This is a genomic window from Archangium gephyra (assembly GCF_042230915.1).
GTDB lineage: Bacteria > Myxococcota > Myxococcia > Myxococcales > Myxococcaceae > Archangium > Archangium gephyra_B.
The window spans coordinates 3,074,788-3,092,467 of sequence record NZ_CP102578.1; the positions used below are offsets into that span (position 1 = coordinate 3,074,788).

Annotated in this window: 15 protein-coding genes; 11 read left to right on the plus strand and 4 right to left on the minus strand. The window is 70.7% G+C overall.

Annotated features, from left to right (window positions below):
* Window positions 1-65 precede the first annotated feature (65 nt).
* The 6 genes from NR798_RS12370 to NR798_RS12395 all read left to right on the plus strand — a co-directional run bounded on the left by NR798_RS12370 (window position 66) and on the right by NR798_RS12395 (window position 5,555).
* Window positions 66-668 carry a DUF2378 family protein gene (locus NR798_RS12370; protein ID WP_375771663.1) on the plus strand — a complete coding sequence of 201 codons (603 nt, stop codon included), beginning with the start codon at window positions 66-68 and terminating at the stop codon, window positions 666-668.
* Between the two features lie 143 nt (window positions 669-811).
* Window positions 812-2,077 (plus strand): hypothetical protein, encoded by a 1,266-nt coding sequence (locus NR798_RS12375; protein WP_375771664.1) that lies wholly within the window; start codon window positions 812-814, stop codon window positions 2,075-2,077.
* A 234-nt stretch (window positions 2,078-2,311) separates the two neighbouring features.
* Complete coding sequence (locus NR798_RS12380; RefSeq protein ID WP_375771665.1) at window positions 2,312-3,064, plus strand: hypothetical protein; 753 nt, start codon at window positions 2,312-2,314, stop codon at window positions 3,062-3,064.
* Window positions 3,065-3,151: 87 nt separating this feature from the next.
* Window positions 3,152-3,952, plus strand: a complete 801-nt coding sequence (locus tag NR798_RS12385; RefSeq protein ID WP_375771666.1) for a hypothetical protein — start codon at window positions 3,152-3,154, stop codon at window positions 3,950-3,952.
* Window positions 3,953-4,423: 471 nt separating this feature from the next.
* Window positions 4,424-4,705, plus strand: a complete 282-nt coding sequence (locus NR798_RS12390; RefSeq protein ID WP_375771667.1) for a hypothetical protein — start codon at window positions 4,424-4,426, stop codon at window positions 4,703-4,705.
* A 100-nt stretch (window positions 4,706-4,805) separates the two neighbouring features.
* Window positions 4,806-5,555, plus strand: coding sequence for a head GIN domain-containing protein (locus NR798_RS12395; protein ID WP_375771668.1), 750 nt, complete (start codon window positions 4,806-4,808; stop codon window positions 5,553-5,555).
* 68 nt (window positions 5,556-5,623) lie between these two features.
* Here NR798_RS12395 and NR798_RS12400 read toward each other — a convergent pair whose 3' ends face one another.
* From NR798_RS12400 to NR798_RS12410, 3 genes are all read right to left on the minus strand, one after another.
* Window positions 5,624-6,844: a M23 family metallopeptidase gene (locus NR798_RS12400; protein ID WP_375771669.1), complete on the minus strand. Its 1,221-nt coding sequence runs from the start codon at window positions 6,842-6,844 to the stop codon at window positions 5,624-5,626.
* Between the two features lie 162 nt (window positions 6,845-7,006).
* Window positions 7,007-8,959 (minus strand): trypsin-like serine peptidase, encoded by a 1,953-nt coding sequence (locus tag NR798_RS12405; RefSeq protein WP_375771670.1) that lies wholly within the window; start codon window positions 8,957-8,959, stop codon window positions 7,007-7,009.
* A 7-nt stretch (window positions 8,960-8,966) separates the two neighbouring features.
* Window positions 8,967-9,647 carry a hypothetical protein gene (locus tag NR798_RS12410; RefSeq protein ID WP_375771671.1) on the minus strand — a complete coding sequence of 227 codons (681 nt, stop codon included), beginning with the start codon at window positions 9,645-9,647 and terminating at the stop codon, window positions 8,967-8,969.
* A 131-nt stretch (window positions 9,648-9,778) separates the two neighbouring features.
* On the opposite strand from NR798_RS12410, the gene NR798_RS12415 reads away from it, so the two are divergent.
* Both NR798_RS12415 and NR798_RS12420 read left to right on the plus strand, forming a co-directional pair.
* The gene (locus tag NR798_RS12415; RefSeq protein WP_375771672.1) at window positions 9,779-10,267 is read left to right on the plus strand and encodes a YqaA family protein; all 489 of its coding nucleotides are present in this window, start codon (window positions 9,779-9,781) and stop codon (window positions 10,265-10,267) included.
* Between the two features lie 64 nt (window positions 10,268-10,331).
* On the plus strand, window positions 10,332-11,969 hold the full coding sequence (locus NR798_RS12420) for a pre-peptidase C-terminal domain-containing protein (RefSeq protein ID WP_375771673.1): 1,638 nt from the start codon (window positions 10,332-10,334) through the stop codon (window positions 11,967-11,969).
* Between the two features lie 54 nt (window positions 11,970-12,023).
* On the opposite strand, the gene NR798_RS12425 is transcribed toward NR798_RS12420, so the two are convergent.
* On the minus strand, window positions 12,024-13,199 hold the full coding sequence (locus NR798_RS12425) for an AI-2E family transporter (RefSeq protein ID WP_375771674.1): 1,176 nt from the start codon (window positions 13,197-13,199) through the stop codon (window positions 12,024-12,026).
* A gap of 119 nt (window positions 13,200-13,318) precedes the next feature.
* On the opposite strand from NR798_RS12425, the gene NR798_RS12430 reads away from it, so the two are divergent.
* The 3 genes from NR798_RS12430 (at window position 13,319) to xdhB (ending at window position 17,679) form a co-directional block, all read left to right on the plus strand.
* On the plus strand, window positions 13,319-13,732 hold the full coding sequence (locus NR798_RS12430; RefSeq protein WP_375771675.1) for a DoxX family protein: 414 nt from the start codon (window positions 13,319-13,321) through the stop codon (window positions 13,730-13,732).
* Between the two features lie 102 nt (window positions 13,733-13,834).
* Entirely contained in the window at window positions 13,835-15,286 is a 1,452-nt protein-coding gene (xdhA, locus tag NR798_RS12435; protein WP_375771676.1) for a xanthine dehydrogenase small subunit, read from the plus strand.
* 5 nt (window positions 15,287-15,291) lie between these two features.
* Window positions 15,292-17,679, plus strand: a complete 2,388-nt coding sequence (gene xdhB, locus NR798_RS12440; RefSeq protein ID WP_375771677.1) for a xanthine dehydrogenase molybdopterin binding subunit — start codon at window positions 15,292-15,294, stop codon at window positions 17,677-17,679.
* Window position 17,680: the final 1 nt, after the last annotated feature.

Here is a 17,680-nt window from a genome sequence, read left to right on the forward strand (position 1 = left end):
ATGGGCCCCCCTGCCAGGGGATGGACCGAGCACTCCCCTGGCATGCCCCGCTTTGGAGCCGCTACGTGTCCACCCCCGCCGTCCCCATGCCCGCGCCCGGACTGGAGCAGCTGCTCCCCCTGGCCACTCCGATGGATACGTGCCGCGGGATGTTCTTCAACGGGGCGTTCGAGGCGGTGCGCTCGCTGGGAGGCGAGGCGGCCCGGGTGAAGTGCTGCGCGGCCGCTGGGAAGAAGACGTACGTCGATTTCTTCAGCTACCCGGTGGCGGACTTCCTCAAGGTCATCTTCACCGCCGCGGAGGTGCTCGGAGGGCCGACCCAGGAAGAGCGGAGCCTGGTGCTGCGCCAGCTGGGGCGCCGGGCCACGGCGGACTTCCTCCACTCCACCGTGGGCAGGACGATGATGGCGCTGGCCGGCACGGATCCGCAGCGGCTGCTGGCGAGCTTTCCCAGCGCCTACCGGGCCTCGTTGAGCTACGGCGATCGCTCCGTGGAGCGGCTCGGGGAGACGCGGGCCCGGCTGATGGCGCGCCGGGACTTCCTGCCCCTGGAGTACAACGAAGGCGTCCTCATCGCCGCGATGGAGCAGTCGACGGCCCAGGAGCTGGTGGTGCGGGGGCGCCAGCTGGCACCGCTCGACGTCGACTACGACGTCAGCTGGCTGTGAGGGCCTCGGGGTAGGGCGGGCGATTCACGGAGGGGGCGCCCGGCTGGCTCCTCCATCCCACGCTCCCGCGAAACGACATAATCCCGCGACCCCACCCGTTGCGTTGAGAGGGAACCCCGGCCCGAGGCAGAGGAGAGAATGTCATGGGTGTGAAGCTGCTGCTGGCAGGCTGGTACGGAGGCGACGCGCTCTTCTCGGCGCCCGAGGCACCCTGGCCCTGGCTGCGGCGGGTGGAGCGGTGGGTGCGGGGGGCGGCGGAGGAGCTGCTGGAGAGCTCGCGCACGGTGGAAGGCCCCCGGGGACCCATCCTGTTCCTGCGCCTGCACCCGGCCGCCGAGGAGGTGGCGGTGGTGGCCGCCGGGCAGGGGCGGGTGGTCGTCCTGGCCAATACCTCCATGGTGGGGCCGGGCTACCACCGCTACCTGTGCGATCTGCTGCATGCCCTGGGAGATGCGCTCCACGTGGACTGGGCGGATCCGGCCCTCACCGTCGCGGGCGTGGGAGACCCCACGGGCTATTTCCACACCGGGGACGCGAGCGACATCGCCCCTCGCATGCTTGCCTGGCTGGGGACCATGGCCGGCCGGGTGCTGGATTTCCGGAGACATGGCCACTCGGGGGCCACGCTCTCGCTGCGCGCCGGGCACGGCTTCGAGCACCCCGGGGCCCTGCTGACGCCCATGGGGCCGCGGGACGAGACGTGGTTGCGCGCCGTGCACGAGGATCCGCTGAGCGGCCGGGACATCTTCCCGTGGTGGGACTCCGGCCAGAGCGCCGCGACGAAGCTGGGCCGGGCGCTCAGCCTCATCTGGACGGAGATGGTGTGGCGCCCGCCGCTGCTCGAGGAGGAGCGTCACCGCTTCCGCGAGGTGGCGCGGTTGTTGGAGTCGGCGTGGCGGGAGGCACCGGAGCTGGCCTATCCGTGGCGCGAGTGGCAGCAGGTGCTGGGGTATCTGGGCGTGGGGGGCACGCTGGCGGAGGAGGTGTCGCGCCGCGCGGTGGAAGCGCCCTCGGGTCCGCTTATCGGCTACCGGCGCGGCGCCGTGCAGGTGACGCTGCCCGAGGGCTGGGAGATCCGCATTCCCGGCTCGCTCGCCGAGGAGCGGCTGGCGGATGGGAGCTGGGTGGCGAGAGATCATCGCCGCAGCGTGCGCTTCGTGCCGCTGCAGGACGACGTGGAGGGGATTGCCCCGGGTCCCGAGGAGTCGCTGCCGTACGAGTTCCAGCACCAGGGCGAGCGGGTGAGTGGACGGGCCACGCTGCACGTGGAGCCGGGGGATTGCCGGCTCACGGCGCTGTGCGAGGCCGGGACGCACCGGGCCCTGTGTGTCGTCAGCTTCGATGACCCGGACGAGCAGGACTGGGCGCTGGGCACCTGGCGCTCGCTGGACCACGCCGTGGCGGCGTGAGCGCGAGGTCTTGGCGCTGAGGCGGGACTGTGCAGGCGCGAGGACGGTGGATGGATTGCTTGGATTTGCAGGAGCTGCATGCCCTGCAATTCAATGCCGTGGATTCCGCGGTCGAGTGGTTGAAGCGAAATCGTAAGGAACTTCTCCTTGGCTCGGTGGTCCTCACCGCCGGTTTTGCATTCATCGGCATGTCAGCCCTTCCTGGTTCCATCCCCAACCTCACCGGGGAGGAGCATGTCGGACATGAAAAACAGTGGAACCAGGGCGAGGAGCACCTTGGGGTTGGCGGGTTTTCTCCTGGTGCTCGTGGCGGCCCTCGGAGCCCAGGCGGAGCCGCCCTCCTCCAAGCTCCCTGGCCGTAAGCCGGACTCCAAGGAGCCCTGGGGCGCTTTCCTTGGCAAGGCCGCACATGAGGCCATTGGCATAGAGTACACTTTGCAGCACCCCACCAACGCCGTCTTCCTCGACACCGCCAGTCTCTCCAGAATTGTTAAGGAAGGGAAGTTGGGGGACCCCGAGCGTCTTTCAGCGCTCGTGAGGCTCTTGCGCCCGGACATCACCGATACCGACGCCCTCGTGCTCTTCGAGGTCAAGCCGGACAATGAGGAGGGGCGCAAGGAAGGGAGAGAACAGGCGGGGCGCTACCTGGAGGCTCTGAACAAGGCTGTCGAGCCTGACAAGAAGCTGGCGGGAGGCACCGGCTTCGAGGGGTCGCTCTTCCTCGAATTCGAGAACGGGGGAGCACTCTGGCAGTTGTCCTGGCGCACGCCAGAGCCCGGAGTGACGCTGTACCGCTGGCGCTACCGGCGCAAGAAGCCCGGTGCCTCCTGGAAGGAGCGGGCGGCCCAGAAGGCAGAGGAGTTGCCCAGGGAAGAAATAGAACAGCGCGGCGAGTTGGCCGAGCAGGCGATCCGGGGCGCCTATGAAGGGGGCGAACGTCCCAAGGGCTTCCAGGGCCAGGTCTACCTGCCTGTGGACTGCCGCTGAGCGGGCGGGAGGCGTCCGCCGCCCTCGGAGCGAGTGAAGTGCCTGGCGCTTGAGGAGCATCTGACCGCCGTGGTAGGGCGAAAAGCCATGACCCCGGAACCCTCCCCTGTGCTCGAGTTTCCAGCGTGGCTCTACGGCACCACCGCCGCCATCCTCCGGAAGGTGAGAGCCGAGGGCCGCTGGTGGGCCCGGGAGTACCTTGAGACCGGTGCCTTTCCCCAGCCCCGGCAGATGCGCCAGGTGCCGCCCGGCGAGGTGCTGGTGGTGCGCCCAGGGGCCGAATTCGACTTGGGCCGCACACGCTGGTGGATCCACATGCTCCCCGAGGTCTTCATGGACTTGAATGAAGGCGTCCCGAAGGAGGAGCGTCAACGCATGAGGGAGTCCTTCGAGTCCTTCTGCCTGAGCACCCCGTGGGGCGCTCTCTACCATGCCGTATCCCCACCCCCGCCGCGGAGCGCGGAGCGCATGGCGAACCGGCTCGCCTCGGTCCTCCGCTTCTGGGAGGTGCTCCAGGGCCCTCGCTACGCGTTCTGGTTTGGGAAGAAGTACACGCTGGAAGAGCTCATGGACGATATCTACCGCAACACCCTGGAAGCCTGGTGCCCCGGAGGCCCTGCCTCGGTCCGCGAGCACCTGTCCCTGACGGTGGAGCGCATGGCTCGCGCGACCCGAGAGGACTGCCTGGAGGCCGTGCTCCGGGTGATGCCTCTCGTGGTGGAGGCGAACACCGATCTCAAACACCGCGAGGTGCTCAGCGACCCGGACTTCCTGCGCGAGCGCCTCTCCGCGCTTCCCCCGGAGAGGTTCGAGGATTTCTCCAGCGCTAGCAAATACGCGGTGAACGGGCAGTTGTACGCCTGGGACAGGGAGTTGGGGCGTCATTAGCAACGGACGGGGCCCACGGTCGTCATCGGCATGCTGGGCACCACGCACACCAGGAGGTCGGCCGTTGCGCATCATCGGATGCACTGACGGTGCTGTGGTAGACGACGCCTGCCTGCCCCAGTTCAACACCCTCTCAGCAGGCGCAGGGGCGGCCGTGCTCGCACCCCTCGTGCTCGTGGCAAGAGGATGAGTCCGAGCCCCAAGAGCCAGGCCACGGCACAGGGTTCAGCCTTTTTGGCCTCGCCAATTGGACCTTCTTCCACCTCTACGAAATGGAGAAGCGTATGGCCTCTGCCGAGGAGCTCGAGGCCATCAGAATCGCCAGGAGCTCCTTCCACTTCGTGATGGATGTGGGGGAGGAGCATGGTTTCGAGGCGTACCTGGAGACCATCCACTTCGCCCGGACCTCGTCGCCTCTCCAGTCCTTCGCAACCCGGGAGGACGCGAACCGGTACCCGCCTTGGCGGGGACGTGGTTGCCCAAGGGGTTGAAGTTCCTCCGCAATCCCCTATCGCCTTCCTCCAATCCGAATGGACCGCGTTCTTCGAGGCCGCGGCCAAGGCCGAGTCGCTGGTCCATCCGGATGCCCGGGCCGCTTGTTTCCATGCCCGGCGCGGCCTGGAATTGGCGATGCAGTGGCTCTACAAGCACGACCCGGAGCTCAAGCTGCCCTACCAGGACAACCTCCCGGTCCAGGAGGGCACCTCGGCGCGTCCACTCTGGCCGATTCGGTGTGACTCGCTTGTTGCATGAGGGGTTGGGAATCGTCGCCGCCCGGTGACAGCTCCTGGACGCCGCGGTGTTTCATCGCCCAGAGGCCGGCGTCACCGGCCAGAACTCAGGGAGTCAGCGGATGAAGCGTGTTTCTCGCGGGCTGTGGGCCGGTATGTCGTTGCTGGTGGTGGCCTTGAGCGGCTGTGGCTTCGGGCCGCAGGTGCAGGGCAGCGGCCAGCTGGTGCAGGAAGAGCGGCAGGTGCCCGGGTTCGTCACGCTCAGCGTGGAGGACGGCATCGAGACCACGGTGGTGGTGGACCCGAACCAGCCGCGGAAGGTGCGCCTGGTGGGGGACGACAACCTGGTGGCGCTGATGCAGACGGAGTTGCAGGGGACGGGTCTCCTTTCCGTCCACTTCCGCCAGCAGGACGTGGGGAGCTGGCGCTCGAACAACCCCCTGCGGGTGGAGGTGACGGTGCCGGAGCTTCAGCAGCTCTCCCACTCGGGTGGAGGGGTGGTGGACGTGAGCGGCACTGTCGCCGGCATCTCCGGGAGCTTCACCCTGGCGGTGAGTGGTGGCGGCACGGCGAAGGTGCGGGGCCTCGAGACCGCGTCCTTCTCCCTGGAGGTGAGCGGAGGGGGCGAAGTGACGGCGGAGGGGCGCTCCACCCGGGTGAGGAGCACGATGTCCGGGGGCAGCCTGCTGCGGGCACGCGAACTCTTCGTCCAGGAGGCCGAGCTGACCTCCAGTGGCGGCGGCTCCACGGAGATGCGCGTCTCGGACACGCTGCGCGTGACGGCCTCCGGTGGCGGCGCGGTGCGCATCGCCGGCCAGCCCACGGTGCTCGCCAAGGACCTCAGCGGCGGCTCGACGCTCGACTTCGAGTAGCCGCGGGTCTCCTTCGTGATGGCGAGGCTCCCGGGAGCGTGCGGCCCCCGGGAGCACACCGCCGAGTGTCAGTAACTCAGCGACTGCTGGTTGCCGATGAACGAGTAGTAGTTGGCGCAGCCGCTGCGGCAGTAGTGCACGTTGGTGGGCTGCGCGCTCTGCCCGCCGTAGGTGCCGCCGCCGCTCACCGCGGCGTTGATGTACAGGCCCTGGTGCAGGTGCGGGCCCCAGTAGGTGTTGGAGCCGTTGCCGCTGCCGCCCGCCGTGCCGATGACGCTGTCCGCGTTCACGTACTGGCCGCTGGCCACGTTGATGGAGTTGAGGTGCGCGGCCAGGCTCTTGTAGCCGTTGCCCTGGTCGATGATGACCGTGCGGCCCAGCGAGGCCCAGCCGCCGCTCGCCCAGCCCGCCCACACCACCGTGCCGCCGTTGGAGGGGTTGAGTACCGCGTCGCCCGTGCGCAGCGGCATGTCGAGCGCGTAGTAGTCGTTCTGGCTGCCCGTGTTGTTGCAGCCCGTGTGCAGGCCCTGCCCGTAGTAGCTCGGCCCCGCCTTCGAGTAGCCATTGCCGTTGGCCGCCGCGGTGAAGGGCGTCTGCAGGTACTTCGACGTGGGGTAGTCCACGCAGCCCGCCACCGCCAGGGACGTCACGTCCGCCGGCTTCTCCGGGCGGCCGGCCTCCAGCGCGCTCCGGGAGCGCAGGAAGGACTCGGCGCCCGGCTTCGGCGCGGGGCCGAAGAGCGTGTCCGCCGCCCGCGGCAGGTCGCGCGCGCGCAGCGACTGGCGCGCCGGCTCGAAGCGCAGCGTCCGCAGCAGGCCCTGCGCCCGCTCGTCCAGCGTGGGCCGCGGATAGATGACCTGGAAGAGCTTCCCCTCGGCCGCCACGTAGACGTACGTGGTGGGCACCAGGCCCGGCGCGTTCTCCAGCACCAGCGCCTGCCTCCCGGCCACCTTCACCTCGCGCCGCTGGATGTCCGCGCCCGGGAAGGCCTCGGTGAAGCGCCGTGCCGCCGCCTCCAGCGTTTCCGGGGACTCCTGGTGCAGCCACACCACGCGCATCAGCATGGCGTCGGCGGACTCCGCGTCCCGGCCCTCCCGCTCCGGGGGCACCAGCGTGAAGCCGTGCTCCTGCTCCAGCAGCACCTCGTCCGTCACCACCCGCACCTCCGAGGGGTGGGACAGCGACACGCCCAGGACCTCGTCCCGGTGCGCCTGCACCGGCTCCGCCTGCACCACACCCGCCGAGGCCAGCAGCCACAGCACTCCCGCGCTACGCATGATCGTCTTCATGGTGGAGTCTCCGCGAAAGGGACCGATTCTCCGGATTCCTTGGAATCCTCACCATCCATACCATTCAGTTTGTTTCGCGTAAACTGGGAATCCCAGAGAAAATGAAAATGGCGGCGAGCCTGGAAAGGTTCGCCGCCAGAGGAGCCCCGCGGACAGGGAGGCCTACTGGAGGGTGTAGGCCACGGTGCCGCCGCAGCTGCGGTTGGAGGCACAGCCGGCGCGGAGCTGGTACGTGCCGCCCGCGCCCGCCGGGACGGTGTAGCTCAGGAACGAGAGCGAGCCGCAGGCGTTGTCGTTGGCGCCCACCAGCGTGCCGGTGGAGGTGTAGAGCCGCAGGTATGTGTCGCCGCTCCCGGACGCGCCCGCCAGGGTGCAGGTGCCGAGCTGGAGGGTTTGTCCCTCGGCCAGCGTCACGTCGCGGTGGGTGGTGTTGCGGGTGGCGTTCTGGGTGCTGCTGGCGGTGTAGCTGAACGAGGCGGTGATGGGACCGGGCGGCGAGGTGCCGGCGGTGCGCTTCCACACCACGGTGCCGTCGCAGCTGCCGCTGGAGTAGCAGCCGGCGCGGACCTGATAGGTGCCGCCCTTGCCCGCGGGCACGGTGTACTTGAAGTAGGAGGAGCGGCCGCCACAGGCGTCGTCATTGGCGGCGGCCTGGACGCCCGCGCCATCGAACAGGCGCAGGTAGGTGTCCCCGTTGGCGGTGGCGCCGGTGAGGTTGCAGGTGCCCACCTCCACCACGTCCCCCGCGGTGAAGGTGAGGCTCTTGTTCACCGTGTTCTGCCAGGCGCTGTTGGTGTTGGTGGCGCTGAAGGTGAAGGAGTCGGCCGGTGGCGGGGGAGGGGGAGGGGGCTGGCCGCTGGCGCCCCACGGGTCCGGGCACGTGTCGCTGCGCAGCGCGCACGGCGGCAGGCTGCTGCCCAGGTGGGTGATGATGTCCTGGATGGGCACGCCCCGGTTGGGGCAGTTGGCGCAGTGGTGCAGCGACACCACCTGGTGGTCGGTATAGGCAATCACCGGCGAGCCCGAGGAGCCGCCCTGGGTGTCCGCGTAGTAGCCCACGTCGCTGGGCCCGCCGCTCTGGCACGCCGCCTCGTTGAGGCTGTACACCTCGGCATAGCCGGAGGCATCGGCCGTGGCGCTGGAGGTGACGGCGATCTTCTTGCCGTATGCCGCCGGGTGCTGGGGGACGTAGATGCGCTCGTCCACCACCGCTCCGGTGGCGCGCAGCTGGAGGAAGCCGTAGGTGCTGGTGGGGTTGGTGGGCAGCTGCACCAGCGTGTAGTCGCGGGGATCGTCCGTCTTCACCAGGGTGGCGCTGGTGGCCACCACCGTGCCCGGGCACGCGCCCCAGGAGCCGCAGTTGGTGGCGCAGGTGGCGCCCTCGGCCATGAACTCGTAGGTGGTGTTCTGCGCGTCCGTGGCCGTGCTGATGCAGTGGTTGTTCGTCAGCAGGTGGCCCTGGTTGCCCACGAGCCAGCCCGTGCACGCGCTGGAGCCGTTGATGAGCAGGCGCGCCACCGCCCGGCCGTGGTTGTAGAGCTGCGGCTCGCTGCCCTCGTAGCACCGCGCCCAGCCGGACTCGTCCGCGCCGCACAGGGCCTCGGCCTGGACGCCCTGCGTGCCCAGCTCCTGAGCGGTGTAGCCGCGTGCGTACTTGTCGATGCGGTAGCCATACGCGTCGAGCACGCCCTGGTGATGCACCGCCGGGCTGTGCAGCTCGATGAGGGCGGTGTCTCCGGGAATGGGGATGCCCCAGAAGCCATCGCGCGCGCGCGGGTGCGTGTTGTCGTAGCGCCAGGAGCGCGAGCCGTCCGGCGCGCGGACGATGACGTAGTCCCCCTCCTCCAGCTCGAGCGTGGCGAAGTGCGGGGCGATGTACGCGGCCCCGGGGTGGGTGAGCGTCTCGGTGTGCAGGACCCCGGTGGCGGCGCGCGGCTCCACCGCCGCGTACGGGTGCGGCGACTCGAGGCGGCGCACCACCTCCTCGCCCACCTTCTTGATGCTCTGCGACGCGGGGGAGGCCTCGCACACCGGCCCGCTCGCGGGCGCCGAGGCCCCCGCGGTGGCGCCGAGCACGAGGCTCACGGCGAGACATGCCAGTCGGATGTTTTCCATGGGGGGCTCACCCGGAGATGTCGAAGCTCTTCACCAGCCGGACTTCCTCAAGGGTGATGGCGCCGCGGCCGATCCACGCGCCCGCCGAGGCCGAGCCGCTGGCGCCCTGGCTGGAGACGCTGACGCGCGCCTGGATGCGCACCTCATGGGTGCCGGCGCCCACGTCGTCCAGGGAGAAGGAGACGCGAAGGGGCTCGAGGGAGCGGAGCACGCGTCGCTGCTCCTCGCCGGTGAAGATGCACTCGGTGGCGAGCAGGGTGCCATTGGCGTCGGCGTCGGAGCAGCTGCCGAGCAGGTCACCGAGGCGGGCCATGAGGTGCTGAGGGCGCTCGGTGAGGGTGAGGGGGCCGGGGCTCACGGGGGTGCCGTCCACCAGGACGCGCAGCTCCAGGGTGCCCTGGGCCGAGGGTCCCTCCGCCGGGCCAGGCCTGCCTCGCGCCGGGGCCTCCGTGTGCAGGCCGGCCTCGAGCGACACCTCCATGACGAAGTCCTTGTGCTGGGGCGTCGTCAGCGTCGTCTGGAGCAGGTCCTTCCACTCCCCGGTGGCGCTCTGGTTGGTGGTGGGCGTGGAGACGGCGGGCAGCAGGTGCAGCTCCGGCAGCCGCAGGGTGTAGCGGGCGGACTGGGCCAGCCCGAGCCCGCTGGCGAGCAGGACGCCCGTGGCCGCGAGGGCGCGAAAGGGATGCATGGGGACCTCGGTACGGGGTGGGAGTCGGCTGGAAGGTAGGAACGGGCAGGCAGGCGTCCAGCCCTCCCGGGAGTACGGGGAGTCCGTGGCTGCACGGACGCGGCCGGGAAAGTCCTAAAGTGGGCGCCACGATGCCGGACGCGTCCACGTTGGCCGATTGGGGACTGCCGGGGCTCTTCCTCGTGGCGCTGGTGGCCGGCTCGGTGCTGGCGGCGCCCTCCGAGGCGGTGCTGGCCGCGCTCGTCTATGGCGGTGTGCCCCCGGCGCCGGCCGTGGCCGTGGCCACCGCGGGCAATGTGCTGGGGGCCCTCACCATCTATGTCCTGGGGCGCTGGGTGGCGCGTGGGGGCGGAGGCCCGGTGGGGCGGTGGGTGCGGCGCCGCCGAGAGCGCGAGGGCCCCCGCATGGCCCGGGCCGAGGCGCGGCTGGCCACCTGGGGCGCTCCGGCCCTCGCCCTGGCCTGGGTGCCCGTGGTGGGGGACGTGCTCGTGCTCGCCGCCGGCCTCGTGGGGGTGCCCTGGGGGCCCTTCGTCGGCTTCGTCACAGTGGGCAAGGGGCTGCGCTACCTCTTTGTCGCGCTGTCCGCCGTAGCAGCTTCCCCTGCTGGAATTTCACCGTGAGACTGCGATGATGGGGCCGCCGTTCCCCCCAGCGCCCGCACGCCGCGGGCAGGAAGTGTTTCCGATGCGACAGTCCCGCTCCTCCTCGAAGTGCTCGGGCTTGCGCCCCTGGCTTCTGGTTCCACTGCTCACCCTGGTCCTCGCCGCGTGCGGTGAGGGTACCGCCGTGGACCCTCGGGAGGAGTCCGCGAACGAGGAGCTGGCCGCTAACGGGGCCGCGCTCGGGGAGTTCCGGCTGCGCCTGATGGCCGCCAACATCACCAGCGGCAACGCCCAGAGCTACGACCCGGGCCATGGCACCCGCATCTTCCAGGGCACCAAGCCGGACGTGGTGATGATCCAGGAGTTCAACTACGGCGGCAACTCGGCCGCCGCCATCCGGGGCTTCGTCGACACCGCCTTCGGCACGGGCTTCTCCTACTACCGGGAGACGGGGGCGCAGATCCCCAACGGCGTCATCAGCCGCTGGCCCATCCTCGAGGCGGGCGAGTGGACGGACACGCAGGTGTCCAACCGGGACTTCGCGTGGGCGCGCATCGACATCCCCGGCCCGAAGGATCTCTGGGTGGTGAGCGTGCACCTGCTCACCTCGGGCAGCGGCGTGCGCAACACCGAGGCGACCAACCTGGTCAACTACATCAAGGCCAAAGTGCCCGCCGGGGACTACCTGGCCATTGGCGGTGACTTCAACACCGACAGCCGCTCCGAGGCCGCCTTCGGCACCTTCTCCCAGGTGGTGACCACCAGCGGCCCGTACCCGGCGGACAAGAACAACAACGTCAACACCAACGCGGGCCGCTCCAAGCCGTACGACCACGTGCTGGTGGACTCGGATCTGCGCGCCTACCAGACGGCCACCGTCATCGGCGCGAGCTCCTTCAGCGCGGGCCTGGTGGTGGACACGCGCGTGTACTCGCCGATCTCGGAGATCTCCCCGGCGCTGTCGGGCGACAGCGGCTCCACCAACATGCAGCACATGGCCATCATCAAGGACTTCCTCCTGCCGGGGGATGATGGGACGACGCCGACCGTGGGGAGCGTGACGGTGGGCTCTCCCAACGGTGGCGAGAGCTGGGTGGGCGGCACCAGCCAGCCCATCACCTGGACGTCGAGCGGCGTTAGCAACGTGAAGCTCGAGTACACGACGGACGGGAGCACGTGGAACCTCATCTCGGCCAGCACGCCGGCCTCGGCGGGCAGCTACTCGTGGCTGGTGCCGGGCACGGCGACCACGGCGGCGAAGGTGCGGGTGAGCGACGCGGCCACCACCACCATCACCGACGCCAGCAACGCGGCCTTCACCATCACCGTTCCGACCCCCCCGGGGCCCACGCCCGCCATCACCGGGGAGACCGAGTCCAACGACACCGCGGCGGCCGCCAACGGCCGGGTGGGAGCCGGCACCAGCGTGAGCGGCAGCCTCGCCACCAGCACGGACGTGGACTGGTTCAAGTTCACGGTGAGCACGCCGGGCACCGTCACGGTGAAGCTGACCATGCCGGGCAGCGCGGACCTGGACTGGTACCTGTACACCGGGACCGACCTGAACTTCTTCGAGGCGCGCGGCTACACCACGAGCAACCCGGAGGTGGGCACCTACGAGGCGCTCACCGCGGGCACGTACTACGTGAAGGTGGTGGGCTACGCGGGAGCGACGAGCAGCTACTCGCTGCTCGTGACGGGGGCCGGCGTCCAGCCGTAGCCCTCCGCGGTGTCACGACGGCTCCCGGGTGCGCGGCGGCCCCCGGGAGTCCCGTCAGTGGTGGTGGCTGTCCAGCAGGTGGTCATCCGAGTGGAGCCCGGCGGGCTCGAACTCCTCGCCCTCGGCCACCGTGGGCTGGTTGCGCGGGGGCGTGGCCGGGTCCCCGAGGCGGCCGGAGGGCCGGCCGTAGTCGCGCTCGTAGATGCGCAGCACGGAGAGGAAGAAGGCCACGATGAGGGGCCCCAGCAGCAGGCCGATGGCGCCGAAGACGGCCAGGCCGCCGAGCAGCGAGAAGAAGACGATGGCGCCGTGCATGTGCATGCCGCGCTTGGCCAGCAGCGGCTTGACGACGTTGTCGGAGAGCCCCACCACGATGATGCCCCAGGCGGCCAGGATGATGGCATTCACGGGATGGCCGGTGGCGAGCAGCAGCAGCGCGGCGGCTATGCACACCACGGCGGCGCCGACAGCGGGGACGAGGGCGAAGAAGAACGTCACCGCCGCGAAGAAGATGGGGACGGGCACGCCGGTGATGAGGTAGCCCACCAGGGCCGCCGCCGCCTGCACGCCCGCGGTGGCGATGGTGGAGATCAGCACTGACTTGGTGACCTTCCGGAACTCCATCAGCAGCTCCGTCGTCTGCCCGCGCTTGAGCGGGGACACGCTCTCCAGCCACATGACGAGCTGCTTGCCCTGCACCAGCAGGAAGAAGAACGCGATGAGCATCATCACGGTCTGGAAGACGACCGTGCCGGTGGTCGCCACCACCCCACCCACCGTCTGGGCCGCGGTGGCGCCCCGGGTGGTCAGCTGCTCCTGCAGGGTCTGCCACAGCCCGGCGCTCCGGGACTGGAAGCTGTCCAACAGCCGCCCGGCGTGCTCCTTGAAGGGGCCGGGGACGTAGGCCATCAGTCCCTCCAGCCCCCGCTTCTCCACGATGCCGGTGATGAAGTTCACCCCCTCGATGATCTCCGAGACCAGGAAGGCCGTGAGGCTGGCGAGGGGGGCCAGCAGGGCCACGATGACGCCCACGGTGATGAGGCCGGCCGAGAGCCCGCTCTTCCCCCGGACGTGCCGCGTCAACCACCGGTGCAGGCCGTACAAGGCCCCGGCGAGCACCGCGGCCAGGAAGAAGGCCTCGAAGAAGGGGGAGAAGACCCAAAACACCAGGGCGATGGACAGCAGGATGAGCCCGATGAGGACCCTCCGGGCGCCTTGTTCAGTGGCCATGGCCCGACGATGGGGGTGCTCTCCGGTGGCCGGTAGGGGTGGGGACGCCTGGCTGTCCGCTGCGGGAGGCCGCTCGGCTCTTGGGGAAGCAGGCAGGCCGGGTAGAGTGCCCGCCCCATATGCCGTCCATCGACTCGAACCTCTTCCCCCTCTGGCTCGTCCAGGCGCTGTGCGCCCTCTTCCTCGCCATCACCTTCCTCCAGTCCGGCCTGGACAAGGTGGTGGACTGGAAGGGCAACCTGGGGTGGCTTACCGGACACTTCTCCAAGACCCCCCTGCGCGGGGTGGTGGCGCCCATGCTGGCCACCCTCACGCTGCTGGAGCTGGCCGCGGGCGCGGTGAGCGCGGCCGGGCTGGTGGCCCTGGTGCTCTCCGGGGGCACCCGGGTGGCCCTGTGGGGCGCGGCCCTCTCCGCCCTGGCCTTCGTGGCCCTCTTCTTCGGCCAGCGCATGGCCAAGGACTACGCGGGCGCCGGGGGCCTGGTGCCGTACTTCCTCGTCAGCCTGGTGGCCCTGCTGGTGATGCGCGGGTAACCCCTCCGGCGCCCGGCCATACCGGACCGGGTTCCCCCGGGCGCGAGCCGTAGTAGGCTGGCCCCCCGGCCCTTCCGCGATGGAGGGGACCGGAGGAGGCCCATGGAACGCCTGCGCTTCTTCCTGAATGACAAGCCCGTCGAGGAGACGGGGCTCTCTCCCACCACCACGCTGCTGCGCTACCTGCGCGACCGGGCCGGGCTCTCCGGCACCAAGGAGGGTTGCGCCGAGGGCGACTGCGGGGCCTGCACCGTGGCCGTGCTGGAGCACGACAGCCAGGGGGCACCCGCCCTGCGCGCGGTGAACTCGTGCCTGGTGCTGCTGCCCATGGTGCAGGGCAAGCGCGTCTACACGGTGGAGGCCCTCAAGGAGGGCGGCAAGTACCACGTCGTGCAGGAGACGCTGGCGCGCGAGCTGGGCTCCCAGTGCGGCTACTGCACCCCGGGCATCGCCATGGCCATGCTGGAGGCCTGCCACCGCCGGGACATGGACGAGCCCTGGAAGCTGGACGCGCAGATGTGCGGCAACCTCTGCCGCTGCACCGGCTACCGGCCCATCCGCGAGGCCGCCCACCAGGTGGCCGGCCTGCGCCCGCAGGACCGCTTCGCCCGCGCGCTCGCGGAGACGCGGCCCGAGCCCATGGCGCTCGCCTACGAGGCCGGGGCCCAGCGCTTCTTCACCCCCGGCTCGCTGGAGGCCCTCTGGGACGTGCTGGACAAGCACCCGGAGGCGCGCTTCGTCATGGGCGGGACGGACCTGTCGCTGGAGGTGACGAAGAAATACGCGGAGCCTCCGCTGCTGGTGTCGCTGGAGGCCCTGTCCGAGCTGCACGTGCTGGAGCCTCGCGGCGGCGGACACCGCCTGGGCGCCACCGTGTGGCTGACGGACCTGGAGGACTACGCGCGCGTCGCGTGCCCGCCGCTGGAGCGGATGCTGCGCTACTTCGGCTCGCGGCAGATCAAGAACCGCGCGACGGTGGGCGGCAACCTGTGCACGGCCTCGCCCATTGGAGACCTGGCGCCGGTGCTGCTCGCGCTGGGGGCCGAGGCGGTGCTGCGCTCGCGGGCGGGTGAGCGGAGGATGCCGCTGGAGGACTTCTTCCAGGGCTACCGGCGCACGGCGCTCGGCCGAGGCGAGGTGCTGGCGTGCGTGGACGTGCCGGCCCAGCCGGAGGGCGCGCGGGCGCTGGCGTACAAGGTGTCCAAGCGGCGCGAGCTGGATATCAGTGCCGTATCCGCGGGCTTCCGGGTGGTGGTGGACGGGGAGGGGAAGGTGACGGAGGCGCGGCTGGCCTACGGCGGCATGGCGGCCACGCCCGCGCGGGCCCGGAAGACGGAGGCCGCGCTGGTGGGCCAGCCCTGGACGGAGGCCACGGTGGAGGCGGCCCTGGCCCGGCTGGAGGAGGACTTCAAGCCGCTGTCCGACCATCGCGGTTCGGCCTGGTACCGCGCGCAGGTGGCGAAGAACCTGCTGCGCGGCTTCTTCCACGAGACGCTCTCCACGCCGGTGCCCCGGCTGGCGGAGGGCCACTCGGCCACGGTGCAGGTGAGGTGACCCGGATGAGCACGCTTCCTTCTTCTCCCGATACCCTCCACGCCCCGCAGCCCGGGCCGTCCTCCTCGCCCCTGCACGCCCCGGCCCCGCACGAGAGCGGCCTGAAGCACACCAGCGGCGAGGCCCGCTACGTGGACGACCTGCCCGCCCCGCCGGGGATGCTGACCGGGCACCTCGTCACCTCGCCGCACGCGCACGCGCGCATCCTGCGCCGGGATGCCTCGCGCGCCCGGGCGCTTCCCGGCGTCCACGCCGTGCTCTTCGCCGAGGACATCCCCGGGGAGAACCAGGTGGGCCCCGTCATCCACGACGAGCCCCTGATGTCCGAGGGCGAGGTGCACTTCCAGGGACAGACGGTGGCGCTGGTGCTGGCGGAGAACGCCACCGTGGCTCGCCGCGCCGCCGCGCTGGTGGAGGTGGAGTACGAGCCGCTGCCCGCGCTGCTGTCCATCAAGGCGGCGGTGGAGGCCGGCTCCTTCCTCACCACCCCGCACGTCATCGGCCGGGGAGAGCTGGACGCCGCGCTCGCCGCCGCGCCGGTGCGCCTGTCCGGCGAGTGCATGACGGGCGCGCAGGACCACTTCTACCTGGAGACGCAGGCCTCGCTGGCGGTGCCCGGCGAGGACGGCACGGTGCACCTGTGGAGCTCCACCCAGCACCCCTCGGAGGTGCAGGCCATCGTCGCCGGCGTGCTGGGGACGGGGCGGCACCAGGTGGTGGTGGTGGTGCCGCGCATGGGAGGCGGCTTCGGCGGCAAGGAGACGCAGGCCGCGCCCTTCGCGGCCCTGGCGGCCCTGGGTGCACGCGTCACCGGGCGGCCGGTGAAGGTGTGGCTCAACCGCGACCAGGACATGGCCTTCACCGGCAAGCGCCACCCCTTCTGGGGCCGCTACGAGGCGGGGCTCGACAAAGAGGGGCGGCTGCTCGCGCTCAACGTCGAGCTGGTGTCCGACGGCGGGTGGAGCACGGACCTGTCGCACGCCATCCTGGACCGGGCGCTCTTCCACCTGGACAACGCGTACTTCGTCCCGGCCCTGCGCTTCACCGGCCGGGTGGCCCGCACGAACCTGCCCTCCAACACGGCCTTCCGCGGCTTCGGTGGGCCCCAGGGCATGTTCGTGATGGAGGAGGTGCTCAACCGCGCCGCCGAGCTGCTCGGGTTGGACCCGGCCGTGGTGCGCGAGCGCAACTACTACCGGGCGGCTCCCGCGAACCTCACCCACTACGGCCAGACCGTGGAGGGCAACCGCCTGCCGCGCATCCACGCGGAGCTGATGGCCTCCAGCGACTACGCCCGGCGCCGCGCGGAGATCGAGGCCTTCAACGCGAGCTCGCGGTGGACGAAGCGGGGCCTCGGCTTCCAACCGGTGAAGTTCGGCATCTCCTTCACCACGAGCTTCCTCAACCAGGCCGGGGCCCTGGTGGTCATCTACACGGATGGCAGCGTGCAGCTCAATCACGGTGGCACCGAGATGGGGCAGGGGCTGCACACCAAGATGAGGGCCGTGTGCGCGCACGAGCTGGGCGTTGCTCCCGAGCGCGTCCGGGTGATGAACACCGCGACGGACAAGGTGCCCAATACGTCGGCCACGGCGGCCTCGAGCGGCTCGGACCTCAACGGCATGGCGGTGAAGCAGGCGTGCGAGGTGCTCCGGGAGCGGCTGCGCCCGGTGGCCGCGCGGCTGCTGCAGGCCGAGCGGGGGGGCGAGGTGGACGCACTCGCCTTCGTGGGGGGCCGGGTCTTCCTGCCCGCGCGCCCCGAGCGCTCGGTGTCCTTCGCCGAGGTGGTGCACGCCGCCTACCTGGCCCAGGTGTCGCTGTCGGCCACGGGCTACTACCGCACGCCGGACATCTCGTATGACCGGGTGGCCGGGCGCGGCAAGCCCTTCCACTACTACGCCTTCGGGGCCGCGGTGGTGGAGGTGGAGGTGAGTGGCCTCACGGGCGAGCACCGCGTGCGCCGGGTGGACATCCTCCACGACGTGGGCAACTCGCTGGTGCCGAGCATCGACCGGGGCCAGGTGGAGGGCGCCTTCATCCAGGGCGTGGGCTGGCTCACGTGCGAGGAGGTGCTGTTCGACGCGAAGGGGCGGCTCGTCACGCATTCGCCGGACACGTACAAGATTCCGGCGGTGGGCGACGCGCCCGAGGACTTCCGCGTGGCCCTGCTGGAGCGCGCGCCGCAGGACGACACCATCCACGGCAGCAAGGCGGTGGGAGAGCCCCCGTTCATGCTGGCCATTGGAGCGGTGACGGCGCTGCGGCACGCGGTGGCCGCCTTCGGGCCGCCGCGCACGCCGGTGGAGCTGGCCTCGCCCGCGACGCCGGAGGCGATTCTGCGCGCGGTGGAGGTGGCGCGGGCCACGGGAGCGCTTCCGGACGGCGGGGCTTGAG